Raw genomic sequence first — 24,273 nt, 5'->3', positions numbered from 1 at the left:
TGGTGGCGCTGTCGCTGTCGGTCGAGACGAGCGAGATCACCGGGGCGTCGTTGGTGCCGTTGATGGTGACGGTGACGTCATGGGTGGCGGTGCCGCCGGCATGGCCGTCGTCGGTGGTGACGGTGTAGGTCAGCGTCAGCGTCTCGCCGACGGCGAGGAAGTCGAACGCCTGCGCGGCGGAATCGAACGTCCAGGTCAGGTTGTGCGTATCGGTCGGATCGGCCGCCAGCCCGGAGGCCGGCGCCACGCTCAGCATCGCCTGCAGCTGCGCATCGCTCAGCCCGCCGGTCGGACCGGTATGCGAAATGCCGGTGACGGAGCTGGCAACCGTGTCGCTGAGATCGGCGTCGGTGATGGTCAGCGTGCCGGTCGCGGTGAGGCCCGCATTGGTCTCGGTCTTGGTGGCGCTGTCGCTGTCGGTCGAGACGAGCGAGATCACCGGGGCGTCGTTGGTGCCGTTGATGGTGACGGTGACGTGCTGGCTTGCCGTCGAGCCGTGGCCGTCGTTAACCGTTACGGTGTAATGCTCGACCACGCTCTGGCCGGCAGCGAGGTACTGCGCGGCGGCATTGTTGAGGGCGTAGTGCCACTGCACCGAGCCGTTAGCGGCGTTCGCGGCTTCACTGACAGGGTCGAGCGAGAAGGTGCCGAGCGCAGTTTCGCCGGCGGTCGGAGCAAACGAAGCGGTGTGGCCGTCGCTGAGATCGACGTCGTTGAACGTGATCGTGCCGGCGGCGTTGAGGGAATCGATCGGCGAAGGCGTCGTGTCGGCATCTTCGACGACCGCGCCATTCTGCGCGCCGCTGGTGATCGAGACGACGTCGTTGGTGCCGGTGACGGTGAGGGTCAGCTGCGCAGTATCAGTAAGCCCGTGAGGGTCACGCACGGTGTACGTAAAGACTTCAGTGACAGTGACCCCTTCCGCCAACGCGTTAGTGTCCGCATCGCTGTTGTTGAGCGTGTAGGTATAAGTTCCGTTCGCATTCAAGATCAGCGAGCCATAGGTGCCCGCCAATGCAGATCCGACGGTGCCGGCGCTTCCAGATCCGGATTCAGGACCTGTGCGGACCGCCGACACGACCAGCGACGCATGGCTGTCGTCGGAATCCGTGTCGTTGGCCAGCACATTACCTGCCGCCGTGGAGACGCCCGAAAATGGTGTATTCCCTGGGCCAACGCCAGCCTCTCGCAATCCATTGGCATCGTCGACACCGACGGGGGCGGTTGGGTCGACTCCGTAGCGCACCTGCTCAATCGCGGAGACCTTGAGGTTGATTGTGGTGAATGTAAATTCTGCTTGACCTGCCTGGCCGGTATTCGCGTTCGAGTTTGCGGCAATGAAGGTACGAAACTGAGCAATTTCAGCGTTAAACGCTGTCATGAATGACGTATTTAATAGTTGATCATTGCTCAGATAGATAACAAGCGTATCGATCTCGGCAGTGCCTTTCGCAGCATTGCCATTACCGCCGTCGTAGACGTCGTAGCCGGAAAAGGTCGTTTGTCCGACCGTTATCCCCGTGCCGTAGACTTGGGTACCAATCTTGTACTGATTTTCCCATGCTCGATAGATAAGCGTGTCCGCTCCGGATCCGCCCAGGACTGTATCGAAACCACTGCCTCCATCGAGCGTATCTGCGCCTGACCCACCGTTCAGGCGGTCATTTCCAGCCCCTCCCGACAGCAGGTCGTCGCCGCTGCCGCCGACCAGATTGTCGCTGCCGCTTGTTCCGATGGTCGTTGCCATGCCCCGTCCCCTGTCTCGCTAGTTGTTCTTGTCGGTCAAAAATTGCCGATGTCGACCTGCCGCTGCGGCGGCGTGGTCGCTCAAAAAAATGTGTCCTATGCGGGCAAATTCGCCATCGCCAAAAGACGGCTGATCCCCCGCGAGAGCGACAGGATCAGATGAATTCGAATTCAGCCCAATGACATTTGTACCGATGCGAAACGCCCACGCCCGCAGGTCCGCCGGACACAGCTTGACGTCTGATGAATCTTTGCAACCGCCTTCCGCGGGTTTCTTTGCATCGGTTGAAGCGGAAAACTCGCCATCGAGGGAGCAAAGTGTCTTTGCGGTATCGTTGCTCAGCGCATTGTGTGAAATAATGACCAGGAGGGCAGGAGTGAGGACGACTGTATCTTCAGCAAAATTAAAGGCGTCGTCGCCGAACTCTGGTATATCGGAAAACGATATCGTCGTCCTATCGGCGCCTGTGACTTGATAATAAATCAACCTTGTCCCCACCCATTTTACTTGTACATATGTACAAATACAGATGCCCCCACACCTGTTTTACTGCCGCATTGAAAGCTTGGCCATTCTCCATCTAAAACAGTATGATCAACATGCTAGTTCGTCCACTCTCAGTGCGAAGTCTAGTCGCAGGTAGCGGCACAGTGCCGCGATCAGCCAGATATCAAAATGGCCGTCCACATGCAGTCTTGGCTCAACAATGCTAGCTGGCACGACTCTGCTAGCCGCGCTGCGCTCCCTTTAGCCCCCCTTGGCGTCGCCCATTCCCTGATTGTCGGTCGGGCTCTTTTTTAGGAGATGCTTATGTTAACACATTCCTAACGCTAACAAAGAGCAAGCGTCAACATCCAAACGGAGGAACAGTTAACGGCCGAAAGTAGTGCATCAGCAGGGCCAGCTGCCACGCCGGAGAACTGGCAGCACGAGAGCGGAAGGAAAAGGGGTCCGATGACCTCATTCCCTCGCCAGGTGCGCTTGGCCATCTCCTTTGCGCACCCCTTGACCTTCAGAGCCCTTGAAGCGCGCTCCTGCCATCGCAAAACCTATGTCGCGGTGGCGCGCACGCTGGCGGTGATCATGCAGGCCATCTATGGACCGGCCGCGCGGCGCAAAGGGAGTTCGAGGGGTGGCCTATTTCGATCCGAGGCAATCTATCCGGCCTCGCACGGGAGCCGATGCTCCCGGGCCATGAAAGTAATCCGCATACACCTGATCTTTCTATGTGGCAGGCCTCTATCGGCCATGCGTGCGCATCCAGGTCCCAGGTGCGCCGGGAAGACCGCTGTGACATCAGTTTCAAGTCACCTCGCAGGCCTTGGCAGGAACAGAAAACATCTGACGAGTTACAGCACGGACTGCTTATGCGGTTCGAATCCGTGCGCAAACGAACGAGCGTGGTAAAGCACGCTCCACGCAATGCGCGCGAGCTTGTTGGCCAGCGCCGCTGTCCAGGACGTTGTGATGGAGCCGCCGGGCTGCGGCGCTCAACCATCCATCAAGGCCAAACTTGGCTCGACCCCGAGACCGCGGCGCGGTGGCCGACGAGCCTGCCGCGAACCCGATGCAGGGCCTGAAGATCGAGCTGCTCGGCGCTCTTGATTGGCACGAAGCGCATGGTGGGCCGCTGCACCGCTTCGGCAATGGCCTCGGCGTCGCGGTAGTCGTTCTTCTGCCGTTTCCGGAAGGGCTTGACGTCCTGTCTCGGGATTAGCCGAACGTCATGGCCGACCTCACCAGTCGACGGCCAATGTAATGTGCGCCGGCATAGGCTTCGACGCCCACCAAGCACGGCGGGGGGTGGCCATGTACCGATCCAATCGTCCACGCTGCAGTTTCCACGGGGCGAGTTCATCAGCCGATTGACCGGGTATCCGTCGGACCATACGCCTGAGCACATCGCGCAGCCAGGCGTAGGGCTCGACGTCCTTAAGTTTGCGGGTTTCGATCAGGGAAGACAGCACCGCCCACCGATGGGGGCCGCCGTCGCTGCCCGCGAAGAGGTGGTTCTTGCGACCAAGACTGACCGGACGGATCGCGCACTCGACCGGGTTGGTGTCGAGCTGGATGCGACCGTCGTGCAGGAAGCGCGTCAGGCGGAACGATCATCATGTTCCTGTTCCTTCGCTTTCAAGATGCTCGCGAACTGCATCCGGATCGCTTCCGGTAGGGGCGAAGACGCGCCGGCCATCAGGCAGATCGATCGCCGTCATTCCTGCAGGCGGCTGCACCAGGCTCTGCAGAAGGCGCACCGCCGCGGTGTCATCGCCTATCGCCACAGCCGCAAGCTTGGTGCGCTTCTTCTGCGCCACGCCAACCTGCACGCGCCAACGGAACAACAGCCCCGTGGCGATCCCGTGCTTTCGCGCGACCTGCGAGACGCTGACACCTAGCCGGTCGCTCTCCAGCGCAATGGCGGGCTTTTCCGCGTCGCTGAAGAAGCGCCGGACAGGCTGCCGGGGCGCAACCAGGATCATCGCTTGGTGATGCCGTCAAGCTTGATTCCGTCGGCGTTCCATTAGCACTAGTGCTAACGGCCGGGCGGGCGGAGGGATGAAGATGCGCCCGCCAGTCGATTTCGACCCTCGTCCAGTCGGTCTCGCCATATGCGCAAGCTCGTCGGCGAAAGATGCAGCGCCGCGGCATATTCGCGAACACCCATGCCGCTCCAGTTCATCGCCTCGACATGCATCGCCCAGTACGCTTGGACAGCACGGTCGCGCACATCCGTGCCCACCGAAAAGCGCAGCCGAGCCCGCTTTTTCTGCCGCTTCGCTCGCTCTTCCAGGCGCTTCTGACGGCGCAATTCCGCCTGATATTCCGCATGCTTACGAGCCGCCTCGTTGCCCGCGAAGTACTTCAGCCATCGATCGAGCGTGTCCTTCGTCAGGCGATGCACACGGCAATATTCGGTCCGCGTCATACCGCTGCGCTGCCACGCCTCGACGTGAACCACCCACCAGGATTGCCGCGCCTTGTTCTCGAAATGTCTCAAATTCAACGGAGATCCTCCATGCTACGAAGGAGCCCGACATGTCGCGCGAATGCACTACTCAATCTGGGTGCAGGGACCGGACGCTTACCACAGCCGGCAACAACCGAGGGAGGGCAAGATAAAAGGGCGCACATTGTGCTGCGGGCGGTTGGTTGTATTTGCTGTATTTTTCGCTGTCTCCCACACATTGCGGCACCTTGGTGCAATGTGTGTTTTAAAATCAAGCGATTGATGTTATTTGGGAATTAGCACATTGCGGGGGTATTACCTGCTCGGGCTCGCAATTCGCGGCGGCGTTGTGTTGATGCCACGACGCATCGGTCCCAGGTTCGCCCCGACCTCGCTGAACGACTGTATTGGGGCCGAAAGGTGAAGGTCCGCATTGGGTTCAATACGCTCGAAAGGCGCTGATGCGTCCATAGCTGCGGAACCCCGCAAGTAGGTAGCGATTCGCCATCCCTCAACTGGAGGTCCTGACTTCCGTTTTCTGATCTCTCGGTTTGCCTTCGCCCGCCTGTTAGAGCGGCCGCCGCGCTGTCTCGTCGCGGCACGCCGAGGATGATACGGACCGCTTCCTAACATTCGGCGACTATTTCGCAAATGCCATCGATTCTTTCGTGAACGAAGAGGATTAGCGTTCCAGGTTCGGAGGTCGCCCGGCCTCTGATCCTCGCCCTCACGATCGAAACCTTAGCAATGGATTATGTTCCCGGACGAAATTGCTCCCTCCCGCAATCGGCCACGTGTCCCTAACGGTCAACGTTGCGGCATAGACGACGCGACCGGCCCTATCCCTTACGGAAGCGGTGCAGATGCTGTGGCCGACTCTTTCGCTTGGCGTCCTCGCCATCGACACTCTGCGCGTGGTCCGAGTGACATGCCGCTATTGCAAGTGCCAGCCATAATTATCAGCCATAATCAGAGACAGGTATCGATCGGGGTGGACGCCCAGCTGCTATCGCCGCTTGCTGACGCTCCCTGCCCACAAGTTGCGTTTGGCAATGCGGGCTTCTTGCTCCTCGGCAAGGTATCGAGTGTCGGCCACCGCCAATCCGTGTTTCACCAGGTCCCGTCCGAGATCGATGCCTGCCACGAAGCAGACGCCGAGGTCGTCGTTATAACCGTCCTTGCCCTCGACGATGCAGGATACATCGCCTGAGGCGATAAGATGTTGGATGTGGTCACGCGCATACTTGCCGCAGGGCCAGATTTTGCCAGCGGCATCAAAACACGCCTGCGAAAGTTTGGGGGCATCAAAACCGAGCAATTGAATTCGTTTTTTGTCATGCCACAGCGTGTCGCCGTCCTCAGCAGACCAATGCTCTCCTGCGGACACCCGGCCACAGGTGAGCACGAAGGCAAGGGTGAGGATCAACCTACACATGGCCGTGCTAAACGCACATCCCCTACGGCAGTGGCATCGGTGTGTCGGCGAGCGTTCTGAGATAGGCGATCACGTTCAGCCGATCGGCCTCTTCAGGCACCCCGCGAATATCCATGTTGACGCCGGGCTTCGTCAGCGTGGGACCGGCGAGGAAGATGTTCAAGTCCTCGTAGGTCCAGTCTCCCTCCCAACCCAGCAGGGTCTTGGAGTAACGCTCGAACTTCGTCGATGCCTTGTCGCGACCGACGACGTTCCAAAGGTTCGGCCCGATGGTGGGAAGTTCCTTTGGCCGCACGACATGGCAAGGGGCACAGGTGCTTGCAAAGAAGGCCGCGCCCTTGGTGGGGTCGCCCTCCGCGAGCCGGGCGGAAATCGGCTCCGGTTTCAGGATGACGACGCCATGCTCCAAAAGGTAGGCGGCGATGTCCTCATGATCATCGTGCTTTGCGAGATGGTAGGCCGTGATGATGCCCGGCCGTTGATTGGGATCGCCCTGGACCCAGATGGTGTTGACGTCAGCGCCCGCCTCGACCAGCACCTTAACGCAGTCAAGGCAGCCACTGGCGACCGCGAGGGTCAGCATCGGCTCTCCCCGCGTCTTGCCGTTGGCGTCGGCACCATGCGACAAAAGCAGCCGGATCATGTCGGCGGCGTTCTTCAGCACGGCAACGGTCATCGGCAGGCCGAGCACCGCTTCCTTGTTGACATCGGCACCACGCTTGATCAGCAGTTCCGCCGCCTCGACGTGGCCGCTGCGCACAGCCAGGAATAGCGGTGTTGCCCCCTTCTCCTGCTCCTCGATGTTAGCACCGGCATCGAGCGCCGCCGTGATTGCAGTAAGGTCGCCGCTCTTGGCCGCGTCGTGGAGCGCACCGCCATGCGCTGTTGTGACGGCACATAGCAAGATCAGGAAGCTTGCGAATAAGCCCCGCATTTCGGCATCCCTCCGCCGATCAAGGAGGAGAATATACCCGATAGGCGCGGGCTTCCAGCGTATATTAGCGTAGGCTAATGGTATATAATGGCCTTGACGACATAAGTTGCCGTTGAGGGCGGCCCCCAATCGATGCATGCAGTCAGGACAAGACAGGCAACGTGCTTTGCAGGTGTGATCGCCACGGCTGCGGCAATTGAGGGAAGTGCGGCGTTAGCCCACGGCCCGGATGAAAATTGGGGCTATCCACCGGCTTGCTGCCACGGCGACCCGCTCACTGGCGACTGCGGGAAAATTCCCAGTTCAACTGTGACGCCCCGGCCAGATGGCTATGTGATTATTCTGCGTCCAGGCGACCATCATAAAGTCACGCGTCGGAACCGCTACTTCGTGCCGTACGAAGTCGTAATCCCCTCGGGGGATGACAACTTCCACATCTGTCTGCATCCCACGGAAGAAGACGAAAACTGCTTCTTCGCGCCAGCGGATGCAATGTGAATGTTCTTCTAGCTTCGCCCGATTGAACCAGTGCCGGGCGGGGCGAAAAAGCACGTCCATCGAAACCTGTGATAAGCCTCGAAACTCATGTGTGGGGTCAGCGTCCGATAGAACGTCATCAGGCGCTCGCAAATATGATATTGATCATCCGGCGAGGTCTGGACACGCTCTCTGGGAATGAACCACTCCGGCTCTTGTGGCTCGTTTAGGTAGAAGGGGCGGGGCGGCCGGACGAAATAGCCGTCTCTTTTCATCCTGACATGGCTTGGATCGATAGGATGACAGTCATTGCCTCCACAGCAGTCGTAGTGAAGAACGGGGTCCGTCTTACCCGTATACCAATCGTGGGCCTCGGCATTGCCGATCAGTGCGAGCCACGCCAATGCGAAATACCGCTTTGACTGCGTCATCGAAATCCCCTCGCAACCTGAATACCACATTAGACATCGCTAATCTTCATTCTTGAGGTCGCATCGGTCGCCGCATAGGTCCGGCGGCCGCCTTGTCTAATCAGCCTCCCGAAAATCCTTCAGTGACGCATGGCGAAGCTTCTCCTCGCCCCTAAGAAACTTAACCCGCCCTACAAGACCCGGCTTGAGCCACTCGGCCTTCTGGGCAGAACTTACTACGCAAAGCTCGTCGAGCAGATGAACGCACGTCTGGCACCCTATCTGCTCAAGCATGGCGGATCGGCAAAGGAGGCGCTGATCGCGGCCGACTGGAAAACGACGAGCGGCGAAAACGGCTGCACATAGCCGAAACTTGCCTTCCGGTCTCGAAACGAAGTTCTCGACAAGCAACCCTTTAGCCCTTTTGAGCGCATTCATCGCTGCTGTTGGTACATTGGACTGTCGGCAGCAATGCGCGAAGCTATTCCTATGCTGGGACTTCATTGCCGTGCGTCATCGGCCTGGCAACTGACCGATCATGTTGCAATCGACCGTGGGGCCGGTACGCTCGGTGTACGCGGCGTGGATCACCTGGTCCTTGTTCATGGAGATTTCACGAACCAGCTTTCGACGGACCGCGGTGGCGAACATCGCGGCGTCGGTGACGCCGATTGCAAACGCGTCCGGTCCGCCGATGACGCAGCGCTCGAAATAGGATTGCAGGCTGGAGGGATCGTACCGCGCAAACCAGTCGGCCTCGCCAATGCGGGGTAGTGCGATAGGCAGCCCGTTGATCGTCACACCTTCCGCGAGAAGAAACTGCCGGATGGGGTCAATGAGTGCTCCGGCATTGTTGGGTCCGTCGCCAGAGACGTCAATAACACGGCGCGCGCTGCGCAAGCCGCTCATTGCGAATAGGCCATTCGCGGCCTGCAACGCGCCGGAAATCGACGTTCCGCGGCCTTCAGTCAACGACAGAGCTGCGAGCCTATCCGCCAAAGTCAGAGCGTCCTCGCGGCTTTCGACAATTGTCCACGGCACGATGACGGTTTGCTGATTTGGCCCGGCCCACTCCAGATAGAGCACTGCGATTCTTCCCAGTTCTCCGGCCCTGATTGCCATCGCGATGTCCGCGTGGCGGAAAGCATCAACATAGCCGTCGCGCTGCACTTTTTGCTCAATTCTGCTCATCGACGGCGAGACGTCCACGGCAAGGATCAATTGCAAATCGACTTCGGCCAGGCCGCCTGCGGGACGGCCCGTCGAGTGAGCCTGTGACGCTGTCGCGAAGATCAGGGTGAGCAGGAAGGCGCCCGTGAGCCGCAGCACTGGTCTTGCTCCCATGGTTGCAGCAATCCGTACTAAGCAGTCCATAGCGAACCCCTCTCACCGACAATGGAATGTGAAATTGTCGGTCCGGGGCATTCGCCAAGTCACGAACGGCTTACGATCATTCGCCGAAATCCGCGCTCCCCGCACGGTCTGAATGATGATCAGTCTTCGCAGCGCGAAACCGTGCTAGTATGGGACTGCGGCTTCGTGCTTGAGGGGAACCGGCTTGAACAGCTCGCCGCCCATGACGTTCGTGCTCAACGGCGTGACCGCCGACGTGAGCAGGGAGACCTTGCGCGACCAGTTCAACAGGACAATCGCAGTTCGCCACCAGACCTTCGCGGTACTTCGCCACCTTCTGGAGAACGCTGATCGCGTCATCACCAAGGACGAGCTGATGAAGGCGGTCTGGAATGGGCTAGCCGTCACCGATGACAGCCTGGTCCAATGCATTCACGAGATCCGTGCGGCGCTCAACGACAGTCGCCAGGCCGTCGTGCAGACAGTGCCGAGGCGCGGTTACAGGTTGGTCCTTCCCTCAAATGCCGGACCAAGATTGATTACAATTCTGGCGGCAGAATTGGCGGCCGAAGTCCGGCCCGCAGGCAAGGATGAGCGGAGCATTGCTGCACCTACCCCGGCGTACAGGCAGGTCCTTGATCGGCTGCTGATAAAACATGCCGGTCGTGTCTTCGCGAGCGTCGAAGAGACAGTCCTTGCGGAGTTTGCTGGCCCTGTCGAGGCGTTGCGGTGTGCGAACGAGATCCAGCATGAGGTCGACTGGCGGAACTGCGACATTCCCGAGACAAAGCGGCTGCGCTTCCGCATCGGCGTTGACCTCGGTTACGTCGTCGCCGAGGGCGACCACCGCAGGGGCGAGGCCGTCGAGGTCGCAGCTCATCTTCAAACCTTGTCACGCCCCGGCGGAATTTGCATCACGGAAGCGGTCCGCGCCCAGGCTCAGGACCGCCTCTCGCTGGAATTCATCGATCTCGGCGAGCACAAACTGAAGGATGTCGCCCGTGCCTTGCGCATCTACCGCGTATGTCTTGCGTGCGAGGAACCGGTCAGGTCGCCATTTCGCGGTCTCGACGCCTTCGAATTCGAAGATGCCGATCTATTCTTCGGCCGAGCGCGGGCGATTGCCGCCTGCACTGCCAGACTGGAGCAGCAGGCAGCAAACGGCACGGCATTCCTGCTCATCTACGGAATGAGCGGTTGTGGCAAGTCTTCCCTCCTGCGCGCTGGCCTGCTGCCGTCATTGACGCGACCTGGAGCCGTGGCAGGCATATCCTTGTTTCGCCGGTGCCTGATCCGCCTCTCCGAAGGACCGGATGCATTCGCTGTGTTGGCTGCGGCGCTGCTTCACGACGCTGCTGTGCCGGAGCTGTCCTCAGAAGCAACAGCCGCGGATTTCGCTCGACTCTGCAGGGACACGCCGGATCGAGCCTTGGCGATGGTCCGACAGGCACTTCGCAAGGCCGCTGGGCCGGCCCGCTCGCAGATCAGACTGCTTGTTGTCATAGATCAACTGGAGGAGCTGTTCACGACGGAGAAGCAGCCGGCGACGCGCGAGGCCCTTGTGCGGTTCATGGCGGTGCTGGCCGCGAGCGGACTGGTCTGGGTGATAGCGGCGATCCGTTCGGATTTCTTTCACCGCTGCGGTGAGGTCCAAGGTTTCTCGGCGCTCAAGGACGGCCTCGCCAGCTACGAACTTCTGCCACCAACCGGCCCAGAGATCGCGCAGATGATCCGCGAACCTGCGGTCGTGGCCGGGCTCCGCTTCGAGGAGAGTGCCGAGTTGGGGCGGCTCGATGACGTGCTGCAGGCGGCAGCAACTGCGGACCCCGGATCATTGCCGCTTCTCGAGTTTGTCCTCGACGCGTTGTACCAAGCCAGTGGCGACCGACGCGTTCTCACCTTTGCGCACTATCGTGCGCTCGGCGGGCTCGAAGGCGCAATCGCGCGCCGCGCCGACGAAGTCCTGGACTTGCTGGCGCCCGGGATCCAGGAGGCCTTGCCCGCGGTGCTGCGCGCCCTCATCACGGCGAACCTGGGCGATGAAACAGTCACGGCACGTGCAGCGCTGTATACCGAAGTCGCGGGCACTCCCGCGCGATCGGCCCTCGTCAGGGCATTAATCGAGGCCCGGCTCCTCGTCAGCGACGAGGACGTCGCAGGGCATGTCTTCGTTCGTCTTGCACATGAGGCCCTGTTGAGCCGTTGGCCGCGCGCCAGTGACATTGTGAATGCAAACCGCAACTTCCTCGCGACGCGCGAACGCCTGAGGGCTGACGCCCACCGATGGCACCTGGAAAGCAGGAATCGAGAGCTTCTCCTTCCGTCCGGCAAACGTCTGGCGGAGGGCGAAGAGTTGATGCTTTCAAGGCGGGAGGAGGTCGACGAAGCCGTCCTTGAATACATCGAGGAGTCTTTGCGTGCCCATCGGCAGAAGGAGGAGAAGGACCGTCACGCAGAGCTAGCACTGGTCGCGGCCGCCGAAGAGGCAAAACGCGAGCGCCTGGAGCGGGAGGCCGAGCGCCGGAGCCTCGCGGCTGCCGCAGCAAACCGGCTTGCCCGACGGACACGGAACGCCGCTGTCGTGGCAATAATGCTCGCTCTTATGGCGGGTGCAGGCGCATTGGTCGCCCTCAAAGCGCGGGAGGAAGCAAGGGGCCAACGCGATCAGGTGCTGCGCAATCAGTTCCTTTCGCTCTCGTTCCTTTCGGAGCGGTCCGCCGCGGCAGGCAACACCGAGGCTGCGATCCGGTTGGCACTTGAGGCGCTGCCGTCGAAAGAGCAACCCGAGCGGCCATATCTCTTCGAGGCGGAAGCAGCCCTCTACAAGGCTCTGCTGGCGCACCGGCAGATCAAAATCCTCCGCCCTGGCGCCAGTGTGGCGCATGCGGCTTTCAATCCTACAGGTGATCGTGTTGTCACCGCATCCTACGACAAAACCGCAGCCGTCTGGGACATCGCCACTGGTACCGAAACTGCAATTCTAAAAGGTCATGATGGGGCCGTGGAGAGGGCCGAATTCAGCCCCGATGGGACCCGTATCCTGACGGCCGCGAGGGACGGCACTGCACGTCTTTGGGACGCCGTCTCGGGAGAGCAGCTCTACATCCTGCGGCCACTAGGCAATTACCCGACGGCAATCTTCAGCCCGGATGGCACCCGGGTGCTGACGGCGGGGGAGAGCAGCGATGCAACGCTCTGGGATGCCCGAACCGGAAAGAAAGTCTTGGGTGTAAGCAGCGACGCATATACCCGTGCTGCTTTCAGTTCAGACGGCCGCAGCTTCGCGACGGCGGGCAAGCATTTTGTTTCGATCTGGAATACCGCAGACGGCGCGCTGACGCAGTCGATCCGAGTGGCCTCCTGGCCCTACACCCTGGCGTTCAGCCCGGACGGAAGCCGGATGGTGGCCGGCCCGTGGGGTTGGCATTCACACCGCGACACTTCCAGCCTTTTCGATTTGTCGAAAGGAACGGAGATCGCAAAGTTGGCCGGCAGCAAGAGCGACACACAATTGAACGGCGTGATTTTCAGCCACGGGGGTCAGCGGATCGCCACGGTATCCCTCGATGGCACTGCCCGGATTTGGGATGGAACGTTGGGAACGCTGGATGAAGTGCTCGGCCAAGAGGTTTCGGGGCTGAAGCCTGAGATCGATACAGATGAACGCGATGTGGAGATGAACGGTGCTTTCACCAAGGACGACCGCTTCCTTGCGACGACCTCGATCAATGGGCCGATCCGCATCTGGGACGCTGAACGCGCCTCGTTGGTGACGACGATCGCCGGTCACGAATCCTTGGTCGAGCATTTGGAATTCAGCCCGGTCGACAGCAACATTCTACTCACTGCTTCACACGATGGCACCGCTCGGCTTTGGGATGTCGACGGCGCCCTGACGACCTCGCTCTCACATGAATATCGGCCGACTTTCGCGGTTTTCAGTCCCGACAACGTCCACCTGCTGACCGGCGGCGGCGACAGCGCGGCGCACCTGTGGGATGTAGTGAGCGGGCGCGAGATAATCCGCCTCGACACGCATGAGATCATTCAAAGCGCCTCGTTCAGCCCAGATGGGAGGCGCGTCGCCACGGCATCTCTTGAGGGCGTGGTCCGAATTTTTGACGTGGCCACGGGACACGAGACCGCCCAGTTCCGATCAGATGCCGGACTGATCAAGATCCAGTTTGGTCGCGATGGCAAATCGCTTGTTTGCGCATGGATCAACGGCACCGCGCAACTGTGGGACGCCACGACCGGCACCGAGCTGGCCGCCATCAATACTAGCAGCAATCTGCCGCAAGCCATTCTTAGCCCTGACGGACGTCTGATCCTCTCGGCCAGGGAAGACAATGTGGGACACCTTATGACGACGAGCGGAGTCGAACTACGTGCTCTTGTCGGGCATCACGATCGCATCACGGCAGGGGCCTTCAACCCTCACGGTCAACTCGTCGCCACGGGCTCACTCGACCACACGGCCCGAATTTGGTCGACCACCGAGGGGACAAGCGTCAGAACGCTGGAGGGACATACCGGCGCGGTGACGGTGGTCGCCTTCAGTCCCGACAGTCAGTCGTTGCTAACCGCTTCGCGTGATGGGACCGCCCGGATCTGGAGCGTCTCAGGCGATCTGGAAAAGGTTCTCAGGGGCCACAGCGGCGCGCTGGACAGCGCCGAATTCAGCCCCAATGGCTTGTATGTCGTGACCGCGTCGACCGAAGATCGAACGGTCCGATTATGGGCGGCGCAATCGGGGCGCCAGATTGCTGTCCTTGGCAGCCAGGACGAAGCAACCTTTCGACCGGGCTTTACACGCGCAGCTTTCAGCGCCGACGGCACCCATGTCGCGATTGTTTCCGGCGAACAAAGGGTCAGCATCGTTCGCGTCTTCCAGACGCCCAAGGAGCTTATTGAATACGCCCGGCGTACCGTCCCTCGCGAACTGACCCCTTGCGAGCGGCGAAGCCTCTTCCTTCCTGAAGTCCCTGCAAACGGCACCTGTCCCGGCTGAGGTCGACAGCGGTCAGACTTTGCCCCTTAGGCCGCCTGCTGGAACCGCCACCCGTCCGGCCCCAAACGTGATGACCGAGTGAATCAATCTGGGTCCGGACGGCGTGACGCATAACCGTTGGGTTTGGCTTGCCCGTCGGATTGGCTCGGGTCCGACCACGATCAGAGCGTTCGCTTGTGATGTCTGCTTTTGGAAGCGGCGGAGGGGACCTTGACGGCTGCAATGAGCGCGTTGCTGCCACGTCGTCTTTGGGGCCGATTGCAGACTGTCGACTTTTCGTGGTTGACTGGGAATAGCCGCCGACCCGGAACAACATAACTGGAAGCGCGTCCAGTGGCTTGACATTGGCGAAGCCTGCTCGATCGGATTGAGATCCATGTCCAGCACCAGGCAAATTCGGATCATTGCCGCGACACTCGACTCTTTTTGGCATCCATTCGGAAGAATTCGGAACAAATGATGCAGCCTTCGAGACGCGCGCGAGAAGCTTCCCCAATCTGAGGCGTGCCGTCATGCCGACGGTGCAGAACCCCAAGGAGGGCGCGCCATGGACGTCGTCAAGTCAATTCCAGACACTGAAAGCGATTTGGCCATCCGCAAACAGGAGGCCTATGAACCGTTTTTTAAACGGCGGGGGCCGCCGCGCTTTGCAACCCTAGAGCAGGAGCGGCAACACCGAAAGGAGCGGCTCGCTGCCGGCTTCCGCATATTCGCGGAGTTGGGCTTCAGCGAAGGCGTTGCCGGACATATCACGGCACGTGATCCGGAATTCACCGAAACATTCTGGGTTAATCCGTTCGGCATGCATTTCGCACATATCACCGTCTCGGACCTCATCCGCGTCGACTGCTCAGGCGATGTGATCGAGGGCACGATGCCGGTCAATGTAGCCGCATTCGCCATTCACCATCAGATCCATGCCGCGCGGCCGGATGTCGTCGCGGCCGCCCACGCCCACTCCATCTATGGCAAGGCGTGGTCGGCGGTGGGCCGGCTGCTCGATCCGATCACGCAAGACGCATGCGCGTTCTATGAGGATCACATCTTCTTCAATGACACGCGGGTGCTGATCACCGAGGCAAGCGAGGCGGCCCGGATCGCCGGGGGCCTTGGTGCCCACAAAGCGGCGATCCTGCGCAATCACGGTCTGCTTACGGTCGGTGAAACTGTCGACGAAGCAGTCTGGTGGTTCATTTCAATGGAACGCTGTTGCCAGGCGCAGTTCCTCGCCGAGAGCGTGGGGACGCCGCTGCAGGTCGATCCGGCCAATGCCCGAGCCGCTCGCGCGGTGAACGGAACGCCCACCGCAGGCTGGTTTCAATGCCAGCCGCTCTGGCAGCGCATCCTCAGGCAGCACCCCGAACTTCTCGAATAGGCTGGCGTGCCACAGAGGGAGACGTCTGATGGGTGATGGCGAAAGCCATCCCCCTTTCCATCTCGCCGTCACGATCGAGGAACGCCTGTGCCCCGTTATCCGCCTCGAAATAGGAGGGACGTCACTGCCCCTATCCTGCAGCTGGTCCTTCAAATGTTGGGATAGCAGATGCTCGACAGGCGGGCGCAAGGCGCAAACCTTCTGGAGCCAATACGCGAGGCAAAAGCCGTCAACGAATTAAATTAATGTCCATCATATTAGCCATAGTTGCGCAGGTGACTTGCGAACGAACGGACGGTGGCCGATAGTGTGATCCCGCATCATTCCCCATCGAGTTGCGAAGCCGCATTCCCCTCGGTTCGGCGCTTCTGATCGGCAATATAGGCAGCTATATGGCGGTCGAGCGCTGCGCGAAATTCTTGATCGCGGGGGCGCGGAGTGCTCACTGGGGTTACCTGGGTGGTCTCGGTCCCAAACCCGATACGATCGAAAACAACAGCGGACATTTTCGGCTCTCCTGTCTCGAAACACCTTGTCAGCGTGAACCCGGCGCGCGGCAAGGTCGCGGGGCCATGGCCGAAAAGTTCCGAAAAGCTCCAAAAAGATGTTAGTTTGTTCCATGATGGGGAAGCGTTTCGCCTTCGGCCCGTTCGAGCTCAATCCGGAGGCAGGAACGCTGCTCCGGCAAGGCGTTCCCGTTCCCGTCGGCTATCGCGGTGTGTTGCTGCTGGCAGCGCTGGTGATGCGAACTGGGGAAGTTCTGTCAAAAGCGGAGCTCATGGACGCGGCTTGGCCGCGCGCGACGGTCGAGGAGAGCAACCTCTCCGTCCAGATCGCATTGCTGCGCAAACTGCTTGGGCGGGCGTCCGACGATGCCGAGTGGATCGCGACCATACCGCGGATCGGCTACCGCTTCGGCGGCGCGGTGGAGTTCCTTGACGCGACCTCGACCCCATCCGACAACGAGGAGGCTGGGCCCTCCATCGCCGTGCTGCCCTTTGCGAATCTTAGCGACGACAGCGAGCAGCAATATTTCGGCGACGGTCTCGCCGAAGACATCATCACTCGCCTTGCGCGGCTGCGCTGGCTCTTCGTTTCGGCCCGCAACTCTTCCTTCACCTATGGCGGTAAAGCGGTCGACGTGAAGCATATCGGGCGCGAACTTGGCGTGCGCTATGTGCTCGATGGGAGCGTGCGCCGTTCCGGACAGCGGCTCAGGATTAATGCCAGGTTGAGCGATGCCAACACCGGGCGCCAGATCTGGGCGGAGCGTTATGATGCGGAAATCGCCGATTTCTTCGCGCTGCAGGACGAGATCGCCCAAAGCGTGATCGGTGCCATCGAGCCCAGGCTCTACGTGGCCGAGCAGGAGCGTTTCCAGAGCCGGTCACCCGGCAGCCTGGACGCCTGGGGGTTCGTCATGAAGGCGATGCCCTATGTCTGGACCTGGGGTTCGATGCCGGATTTCGAGATCGCCGAGCGGCTGCTGAAAAAAGCTATCGACATCGACCCCGACTATCCACACGCCAACTGCCTGGTAGCCTGGGGCCTCGGCGCAAAGGTGATGCTTGGACTGGCTGATGCCGAAGCCACCTTGTCGACTGCCCACGACATGGCGCAACGGGCGATCCGCAGCGATCCGGAGAACCCTTGGACGCACTTCGCCGCAGGCTTCGTGCATATGGCCTCGCGCCGTTTCGATCCTGCCGTTAAAGCCCTATCTGAGGCGATCACCCTCAATCCGAGCCTCGCCTACGCGCACATGATCCTTGGATCGACCTATGCCTATGCCGGCATGCCCGACGACGGTCTGCACCATGTCGCGCTTGCCGACCGGCTCAGCCCGCGCGACTTCACGCAGGCGGGCAGCCTTTCCGTCATCGGGCTCTGTCATTTCATGGCGGGGCGTTATGTCGAGGCAGCCGAGTTCGAGCGGCGCGCTGTGGATCTCAGGCAGAATTTCGGGACGGCTTGGCGCACCTACGCCGCCTCCGCAGGCATGGCGGGCGATCACGCCGCCGCCACCCACGCGCTGTCACAAACGCGGCGCCTACATCCATCCGTGTCCGTGGATTGGGTCGAGAAATACCACCCCATCATCCACGAAAAGGATCGCGCGCGCTATATCAAAGGATTACGCGTAGCCGGGCTCGACTGACACCGCCCGTCGCCGCCCGCCGTCAGCTCGAGCACGGGGTTGGAGAGGGCGGCAGATCGTGACGCTCGAGGCGACGTACCCGGGCGATGCCGAGTAAAGAGCTAGGCTGGAGCGGCCCATGACGGGACGCGGAGTTCGCTATGCGCCGAGAGCCGTCGGTCCGCTATCAGAGCGCGTTTAGCGGACAGCTGCCGTTTGGCCTCCGGCTAGATGAGCTGATCGAAGCCCCAAAAGGCGCAGGAGAGTTTGTTTTGAAGGATCGTCGGTCGAGGAAATTCAGCCTCCAGGTCACTATGCGGCTCCAGGATCGATGTTCTGGTTCATCCGGAAGATGTTCTCGGGATCATAGCGCCGCTTTACCTGTTGAAGACGTCCGTAAGCCTGAGGGCCAAACGCATCGCGGACGAGGTCGGCGCCTTCGCCATGGCCTGGGAAATTGAGATAGAGCCGGCCGGTCGAGTGTCGCTGCATGTGCTGCCAGAAGGTGCGCACCCAGCCGATATTCGCGTCGTCGTCCGAAGCCCTCGACCAGATCGCGTCGAGGCTCAGCATGTAGGGCATGGACCGGTCGCCGAAGGCGGTCGCGTCTTCCGGCACGCGCTGCACGTGGCCGCCGAATTTCCAGATCGAGGCGAAGGTCATCTCGGACGGACGTTTCGCCATCTGCCGCACGATATCCGCAATGACGCCGTCGTCGAGGCGGGAGAGATAGGTTGATTTCCAGTAGCAGCGGTCGCGCGCCTTCGGAAACAGCGCGTCGTACAGTGACTGAATGGTGCAATAGGGCATGCGGCCGCTGAAATCGACCAGCGGTTCGCCAAAACCGCGGAGCGGCGCTACGATCCGTTCGCCTTCATCCGCCGGGCCGTCATACACATGCGCAAGTGACACTACGCGCCGGCCGCGCGCGGGCTCGGGGAGGGAAGGATCGTCAGGCAGCATCGAGAATTCAGCGAGTCCGCTCAGCCGGTCCGGTGCCGTTTCCATGAAGTCGCGCCAGCGCGCAATGACCTCGTCCGCGCGTTCCTCGGGATAGGCGGGGCCACAGAACATCAGCTCAGATTCGATCGGGTGCAGCTTGAACTCGAAGCTCACCACGACACCGAAATTGCCGCCGCCGCCGCGGAGCGCCCAGAGAAGATCGCGGTTTTCCGTCTCGTCAGCGCGGATCAGCTTGCCCTCGGCGGTGACGACATCGGCCGCGACGAGATTGTCGACGCAGAGGCCATGAGTGCCGCGGAGCCACCCGATGCCGCCGGACAATGTCAGGCCCGCAACGCCGGTCGCGGAGATGAGGCCCCCCGGCGTGGCACGGCCGAAAGGCGTCGTCGCGGCGTCGACATCCGCCCAGGTCGCACCGCCACCGACGATGGCGCGGTCGAGGCCGGGCACGACGCGCACCGCGTTCATCGGCGACATGTCGATCATCAATCCGCCGTCGCAGACCGCATAACCCGCGACATTGTGGCCGCCAGAACGGATGGCGATGGCGAGTCTGTGCTCGCGCGCGAAATTTACCGAGACCATGACATCGGCGGCGTTCCGGCAGCGGGCGATGAGGGCTGGGCTTCGGTTGATCATGCCGTTCCAAACGACCCGGATGGCATCGTAGGCCTCGCTCGTCGGAACCAGCACCTCGCCGCGCATTCTGGAGCGAAGGTTTTCGATGCTGGCTGGCGAAAGCGAAGGCGTGGTCGTCGCGTTCATCGTCCCATCCTCCGTTTCCAGAATGCTAGCGCGGAACGAATGCGCCGGCTAAAGTCGAAAACGCAACGAAACGGTCATTTCTGCCATGCCTGAACAGGTGGCTCCGTTCAATGTGGCGATCCTCGCCGTGCCCGAGGTCACGGCTTCGGCGCTCTACGGGATGGTCGACCTGTTCTCCTCGCCGGGGCGGGACTTTCGCTTCATCACGCAGGGCATGGCCGGTGACCAGCGGATGCGGCCCTACGTCGTGGCGCGCGGAGCAGACCGGTTTCGCGCTGCGAACGGCGTCTGGGTACATCCTGATCACACGATTGCCGACTGTCCGCGTCCTGATATCGTCTGCATCCCCGATTTCTTCGTCAATCCGGGCGAAAGCGTCGCCGGGCAGTATGACCCTGAAGCGCGCTGGCTGAAGCGCGTGCATGAGGAAGGCGCGCTGCTGGCGAGCGCCTGTTCAGGCGCGGTGCTGCTGGGCGAAGCCGGGCTTCTCGCGAACCGCGAGGCGACAATCCATTGGGGCTATGTCGACACGCTGACGAACAACTATCCCGGCGTAAAGGTGAAAGTGGAGCAGTCGCTGGTGCTGAGCGGCGAGGCGCAGCGCATCGTCATGGCTGGCGGCGGATCGAGTTGGCAGGATCTGGCTCTGTATCTGATCGCGCGCTTCGTCGGTCTTCGTGAGGCGATCGAGGTGGCGAGGGTCTACATGCTGCAATGGCACGACCTCGGCCAGCAGCCCTTCGCCACGCTGGCGCGCTCGCGGCAGACCAGCGACGCAGTGATCAAGCAAAGTCAGCAATGGGCGGAATCGAATTTCCGCAAGCCGGCACCGGTCGCCGTCATGGCGCGCCTGTCAGGTTTGCCCGAACGCTCCTTCGCGCGTCGCTTCGCCAAGGCAACGGGCATGAAGGCGTTGGACTATGTTCACGCGCTGCGGCTCGAAGAAGCCAAGTGGCTGCTGGAAACGAGCGACGAGGCCATCGAGGTGATCGCCAACGAGGTCGGCTACGAGGACACGAGTTTCTTCGGGCGCCTGTTCCGCCGCAAGGTCGGTATTACACCGATGCAATACCGCTTGCGCTTCGGGTCGTTGCGCCGGGCGGTCCAAAACGGATGACCGCGGATAATCCGGCAAGGAGGACGTTGATTTCATCAAGGGCAAATGTCCGCTTCCGGGTAATCGGCAAACACCTCTGAACGACCGGCTTGAGGCGCGAAGCAGCCGCTCGCACGCTACAGCGCCTGTTAATGGCGCGCGGGCGAGCGGCTTCCGCCAAGAACATTCCTATGAACTGAATCCAAGGCGCGCTTCTAACGTCTTCCTGCGTCAGGCCGTTCTCCCGCAGAATACGCGCAGAATTAGCTGACGCATGGCCATGGGTCCGACAACATTATCAACTTCTCTATTCGTCAGGCTCAGACTTCGATCTCTGCGGGTCAGCTGAGGGTCGTTTCAGCAGTTCTGCGACATCCACACCCAGCACTTCAGCCAGTCGGTCAACGACGTCGATGCTCGCGTTGTACACGTTGCGTTCCAAAGCGCTGATATAGGTGCGATCGATCCCAGCCCGGTGCGCAAGCTCTTCCTGTGACAGGCCTCTAGCCCGCCGCAAGGCTCTTAGGTTTTGCGCGAACGCTTCTCGGATTTCCATGAATCCGACACCAGCGCCTTGCAGAGTATTTCACCACGGAGTATTCTCTACAAATCACATTCGGAAGGCCGAGCTCCTTCATGGGGTTTGGACCCACTGAGCGAAACTTGCCTCGCGAAAGGAGACCATGCTGTGGCAGCGAAAAAGCCGAATGTTCTCGCCGCAAGCCGCAACGACACGGAATTGCAACCGGCAGCCCTACGCGATCCCGCACTTCTGCTGGTGAGCGATTGGCAAATGGCTCGGTACATCTCCCTGCTGCTATGTCGCGTGCAGCAGCGGTTGGAGAGCCAAATCATAGTCAATCCCAGAATTCAGGGATTGGCCACAGATTCTCCAACGCGAGTTCGAGACCGACCGGCGCGCACTCTCGGTGGTCCACAGGAGTACGCGGTTGCGCGGGAGGCAGAGGTCTTTGCGATGACCGAAGCTCTTAAGCTTCAGGATTCTATCCCTGAGGTCGCGGCAACGTCGCTCATTGGCGTCGTCGCCAAGTTAGAAATGATCGTCGGCGCCGACCGGGATATTGGTGATCCTACCGATTTCCCTTGGCCGCATATAGCTTCCGTACTGAGTGACTTAAGAGCGATCGCAGGAGGTTTGCCGGTTGGACACCGTAGCCGGGAAAGGACGCGGCGCGATGTTGCCAAGCATTGGGAGTCCGCAGTCAAGCTGGTCGCTGCGCTGGGAGAGGAAGGCGCGGCCGAGTACCGTTGGTGATGTAGCGGGTCTTCTGAAACGCCGAAACCGCACGACGCAAGTCATTGCACGCTGTGGCCCTACGACATTAACTTCGCGCTTTCCTTCGCCGTCCGGAGGAGTCTGATGGCGGGTCGATCCACCATTGGGAGAGCGACCGGCATGTCGGAGAAAACCAGCACCGGGCCACAGGCTTTGCTTCCGGCGAACGACAACGGCGACCTCGCCAGCCCCGAGGGTCGCGCTGAAAGCGTGGCGGCGGCCAAGATGGATCGGGTGGTGCTGGATATCGCCCGGCTGATCGGCCGGCAGCTGGCGCGGGAAACATTCGAGGCGGGGCTGGCGGCCAACGACAATCGGCCGGGCCGCCGAGAGGGAGAGGGTAGGGGGCAGGATGGCGAACCCCTTTAACTAAGAGAGAGTATCCGCCGCCATGACCCGTGTTGCACTTTATGCCCGCTATTCTTCTGACAGCCAGCGGGATGCCTCCATCGAAGACCAGTTGAGGCTGTGCCGCGAGCAGGCGGCGCGCGAGGGCTGGAGCGTAGCCGCAATCTATGACGATGCGGCGATCTCCGGCGCCAGCACAGTGCTGCGGCCGGGCATCCAGCAAATGATCCGCGATGCCCAGCGCGGCCGCTTCGAGGTGGTCCTGGCCGAGGCGCTCGATCGCATCAGCCGCGACCAGGCAGATGTCGCCACTCTCTTCAAGCATCTCAAATTCGCCGGCGTTGCCATCGTTACGTTGACCGAGGGCGAGATCAGCGAATTGCATGTCGGCCTCAAGGGCACGATGAATGCCCTGTTCTTGAAGGACCTTGCGCTCAAGACCCATCGCGGCCTGCGGGGCAGGGTGGAGAAGGGTAAGGCCGGGGGCGGGCTGTGCTACGGCTACCGCGTGGTGAAGAAACTCGATGCCGCAGGCGAGCCAGTCCGCGGTGACCGAGAAATCGTGCCGGAGGAAGCGGCCATCGTGCGCCGCATCTTCCGCGAGTTCGCCGCCGGCAAGAGTCCGAAGGCGATCGCCGCTGACCTCAACAAGGAGGGCGTTCCTGGCCCGCTCGGCCGACACTGGGGCGATACCAGCGTGCGCGGGCATGTAATCCGCGGTACCGGCGTCATCAACAACGAGCTCTATACCGGTGTACTGGTTTGGAACCGCCTCCACTTCATCAAGGATCCCGCCACCGGCAAGCGCGTGTCGCGGGCCAATCCGCCAGCGAAATGGATCCGCACCGAGGTGCCGCATCTCAGGATCGTCGAGGACGAACTGTGGCAGGCCGTGAAGGAGAGACAGAAATCCATCGCCAGCCAGTTCGAGGCGGTGGCTATCGCCACGCGCAAGGCCCGGGCCAGAAAGCTGCACACCATGAAGCGGCCGGTCTCCCTCCTTTCCGGGTTGCTTACGTGCGGCTACTGCGGAGGGCGCTACGGCCTGTTCACACGCGACCGTTATGCCTGCCTCAACCACCAGCGCCGGGGCATCTGCGACAACAGCCGCACCATCACCCGCCAGAAGATCGAGCAGCGAGTCCTCGCAGGCCTCAAGGAAAGGCTCGTCTCTGCCGATGCCGTGGCCGAGGCGATCAGAGCTTTTGCCCAGGAGACCAATCGCCTCAACCAGGAGCGTCGCGCCCAAAGCGAACAGGACCGCAGAGCGCTCGACAAGATCGAACGTGCCATCGCCGGCATGATGGCCGCGATCGAGGATGGCCTGTACCAACCTTCGATGAAAGCGAGAATGGAAGACCTGGAGAGGCAGAAGGCAGAGATAACCGCGCGTCTGGCAGTGGCGCCCACTGACGTGCCCGACCTGCATCCCAACATCGCCACTCTTTATAAGAAGCGGGTCGAGCAGTTCACGCAAGCGCTGGCCGACCAAGAGGATGGACGTCCAGCCGCCGAGGCGTTGCGCTCGTTGATCGGACAGGTCGTACTCACGCCCGGCGACAAGCGCGGTGAGGTCCACGCCGAGCTACGCGGCGAGCTGTTCGGCATTCTCGAACTCGCTAAACCTGACCAAAATCAAACGTCTGACGGTGTTATGACAAAAGTCGTTGCGGGTCCCCGCAACCAAACGCAAAACGGCCCGCTCAACGCGGGCCGTTTTGCGTTGGAGGATCGCGGACGGACACAAAAGGGCCACCAGGCTCTCGCCAGGGCCGAATCATTCCCTCCACATTGGCGCCGAGTGCGATGCTCGCTTTGATCTGCGGCCGACGAATGCGTGTCGCGCAAAAGTGTGCAGCGGTTTTGCGATAACGACATGCATGAAAACAAAGCCTTAAAGTGCGTCGCCTGAATCCGCTCCACAGTACACGACGCAAGGGTGAGGACGGCTTGAAGTGATTTGATTGGAGGATTCTTC

The 24,273-nt window shown here is 61.1% G+C and carries 16 protein-coding genes and 3 pseudogenes; 7 read left to right on the top strand and 12 right to left on the bottom strand.

Features of this window, described 5'->3' with window-relative positions; genetic code table 11:
* The 10 genes and pseudogenes from FJ424_RS32170 to FJ424_RS32125 form a co-directional block, all read right to left on the bottom strand.
* Nucleotides 1-1,747: VCBS domain-containing protein (locus FJ424_RS32170; protein ID WP_210239451.1), on the bottom strand; the 1,747-nt coding region annotated here is incomplete at its 3' end.
* An 18-nt stretch (nucleotides 1,748-1,765) separates the two neighbouring features.
* Nucleotides 1,766-2,233 (bottom strand): hypothetical protein, encoded by a 468-nt coding sequence (locus FJ424_RS32165; RefSeq protein WP_140659785.1) that lies wholly within the window; start codon nucleotides 2,231-2,233, stop codon nucleotides 1,766-1,768.
* A gap of 1,060 nt (nucleotides 2,234-3,293) precedes the next feature.
* Nucleotides 3,294-3,547, bottom strand: a pseudogene (locus FJ424_RS32160) (transposase); the annotation flags it as partial.
* 83 nt (nucleotides 3,548-3,630) lie between these two features.
* Nucleotides 3,631-3,846 (bottom strand): annotated as a pseudogene (locus FJ424_RS32155) (transposase); the annotation flags it as partial.
* 12 nt (nucleotides 3,847-3,858) lie between these two features.
* Nucleotides 3,859-4,227, bottom strand: a complete 369-nt coding sequence (locus FJ424_RS34215; RefSeq protein ID WP_246677413.1) for a transposase — start codon at nucleotides 4,225-4,227, stop codon at nucleotides 3,859-3,861.
* A gap of 53 nt (nucleotides 4,228-4,280) precedes the next feature.
* Nucleotides 4,281-4,751: a hypothetical protein gene (locus FJ424_RS34210; RefSeq protein ID WP_246677412.1), complete on the bottom strand. Its 471-nt coding sequence runs from the start codon at nucleotides 4,749-4,751 to the stop codon at nucleotides 4,281-4,283.
* Between the two features lie 949 nt (nucleotides 4,752-5,700).
* The gene (locus FJ424_RS32145) at nucleotides 5,701-6,120 is read right to left on the bottom strand and encodes a thermonuclease family protein (protein ID WP_181182258.1); all 420 of its coding nucleotides are present in this window, start codon (nucleotides 6,118-6,120) and stop codon (nucleotides 5,701-5,703) included.
* A 31-nt stretch (nucleotides 6,121-6,151) separates the two neighbouring features.
* Entirely contained in the window at nucleotides 6,152-7,063 is a 912-nt protein-coding gene (locus FJ424_RS32140) for an ankyrin repeat domain-containing protein (RefSeq protein WP_140659787.1), read from the bottom strand.
* A 1,004-nt stretch (nucleotides 7,064-8,067) separates the two neighbouring features.
* Nucleotides 8,068-8,166 (bottom strand): annotated as a pseudogene (locus FJ424_RS34205) (ATP-dependent DNA ligase); the annotation flags it as partial.
* A 297-nt stretch (nucleotides 8,167-8,463) separates the two neighbouring features.
* Nucleotides 8,464-9,279 carry a DUF1194 domain-containing protein gene (locus FJ424_RS32125; protein WP_181182259.1) on the bottom strand — a complete coding sequence of 272 codons (816 nt, stop codon included), beginning with the start codon at nucleotides 9,277-9,279 and terminating at the stop codon, nucleotides 8,464-8,466.
* Between the two features lie 229 nt (nucleotides 9,280-9,508).
* On the opposite strand from FJ424_RS32125, the gene FJ424_RS32120 reads away from it, so the two are divergent.
* The 3 genes from FJ424_RS32120 to FJ424_RS32110 all read left to right on the top strand — a co-directional run bounded on the left by FJ424_RS32120 (nucleotide 9,509) and on the right by FJ424_RS32110 (nucleotide 17,847).
* Entirely contained in the window at nucleotides 9,509-14,314 is a 4,806-nt protein-coding gene (locus tag FJ424_RS32120; protein WP_140659789.1) for a winged helix-turn-helix domain-containing protein, read from the top strand.
* Nucleotides 14,315-14,861: 547 nt separating this feature from the next.
* A complete protein-coding gene (locus FJ424_RS32115) occupies nucleotides 14,862-15,689 on the top strand; it encodes a class II aldolase/adducin family protein (RefSeq protein ID WP_140659790.1) in 828 nt (275 codons plus the stop codon).
* 718 nt (nucleotides 15,690-16,407) lie between these two features.
* Nucleotides 16,408-17,847, top strand: a complete 1,440-nt coding sequence (locus tag FJ424_RS32110; protein ID WP_181182260.1) for a FlgO family outer membrane protein — start codon at nucleotides 16,408-16,410, stop codon at nucleotides 17,845-17,847.
* 291 nt (nucleotides 17,848-18,138) lie between these two features.
* Here FJ424_RS32110 and FJ424_RS32105 read toward each other — a convergent pair whose 3' ends face one another.
* Entirely contained in the window at nucleotides 18,139-19,554 is a 1,416-nt protein-coding gene (locus FJ424_RS32105) for an FAD-binding oxidoreductase (protein WP_140659792.1), read from the bottom strand.
* Nucleotides 19,555-19,666: 112 nt separating this feature from the next.
* Here FJ424_RS32105 and FJ424_RS32100 point away from each other — a divergent pair, with 112 nt between their 5' ends.
* Nucleotides 19,667-20,671, top strand: a complete 1,005-nt coding sequence (locus FJ424_RS32100; protein ID WP_246677411.1) for a helix-turn-helix domain-containing protein — start codon at nucleotides 19,667-19,669, stop codon at nucleotides 20,669-20,671.
* A gap of 286 nt (nucleotides 20,672-20,957) precedes the next feature.
* On the opposite strand, the gene FJ424_RS32095 is transcribed toward FJ424_RS32100, so the two are convergent.
* A complete protein-coding gene (locus FJ424_RS32095) occupies nucleotides 20,958-21,206 on the bottom strand; it encodes a helix-turn-helix transcriptional regulator (RefSeq protein ID WP_140659794.1) in 249 nt (82 codons plus the stop codon).
* A gap of 132 nt (nucleotides 21,207-21,338) precedes the next feature.
* Here FJ424_RS32095 and FJ424_RS34200 point away from each other — a divergent pair, with 132 nt between their 5' ends.
* From FJ424_RS34200 to FJ424_RS32080, 3 genes are all read left to right on the top strand, one after another.
* On the top strand, nucleotides 21,339-21,926 hold the full coding sequence (locus tag FJ424_RS34200; RefSeq protein ID WP_246677410.1) for a hypothetical protein: 588 nt from the start codon (nucleotides 21,339-21,341) through the stop codon (nucleotides 21,924-21,926).
* A 141-nt stretch (nucleotides 21,927-22,067) separates the two neighbouring features.
* The gene (locus FJ424_RS32085) at nucleotides 22,068-22,316 is read left to right on the top strand and encodes a hypothetical protein (protein ID WP_140659795.1); all 249 of its coding nucleotides are present in this window, start codon (nucleotides 22,068-22,070) and stop codon (nucleotides 22,314-22,316) included.
* A 22-nt stretch (nucleotides 22,317-22,338) separates the two neighbouring features.
* Nucleotides 22,339-24,114, top strand: a complete 1,776-nt coding sequence (locus tag FJ424_RS32080; protein ID WP_140659796.1) for a recombinase family protein — start codon at nucleotides 22,339-22,341, stop codon at nucleotides 24,112-24,114.
* Nucleotides 24,115-24,273 lie beyond the last annotated feature (159 nt).

Source organism: Mesorhizobium sp. B3-1-8 (assembly GCF_006439495.1).
GTDB lineage: Bacteria > Pseudomonadota > Alphaproteobacteria > Rhizobiales > Rhizobiaceae > Mesorhizobium.
The sequence above is the reverse complement of the archived record's forward strand: the minus strand, read 5'-3'. Positions and strand labels throughout refer to the sequence as shown.

What these genes read in the sequence shown, in the direction of transcription:
- FJ424_RS34215 (WP_246677413.1), bottom strand. Translation starts at nt 4,227, where the DNA reads ATGATCCTGGTTGCGCCCCGGCAGCCTGTCCGGCGCTTCTTCAGCGAC.
- FJ424_RS32140 (WP_140659787.1), bottom strand. Translation starts at nt 7,063, where the DNA reads ATGCGGGGCTTATTCGCAAGCTTCCTGATCTTGCTATGTGCCGTCACA.
- FJ424_RS32115 (WP_140659790.1), top strand. Translation starts at nt 14,862, where the DNA reads ATGGACGTCGTCAAGTCAATTCCAGACACTGAAAGCGATTTGGCCATC.
- FJ424_RS32105 (WP_140659792.1), bottom strand. Translation starts at nt 19,554, where the DNA reads ATGAACGCGACGACCACGCCTTCGCTTTCGCCAGCCAGCATCGAAAAC.
- FJ424_RS32095 (WP_140659794.1), bottom strand. Translation starts at nt 21,206, where the DNA reads ATGGAAATCCGAGAAGCGTTCGCGCAAAACCTAAGAGCCTTGCGGCGG.
- FJ424_RS32085 (WP_140659795.1), top strand. Translation starts at nt 22,068, where the DNA reads ATGTCGGAGAAAACCAGCACCGGGCCACAGGCTTTGCTTCCGGCGAAC.
- FJ424_RS32080 (WP_140659796.1), top strand. Translation starts at nt 22,339, where the DNA reads ATGACCCGTGTTGCACTTTATGCCCGCTATTCTTCTGACAGCCAGCGG.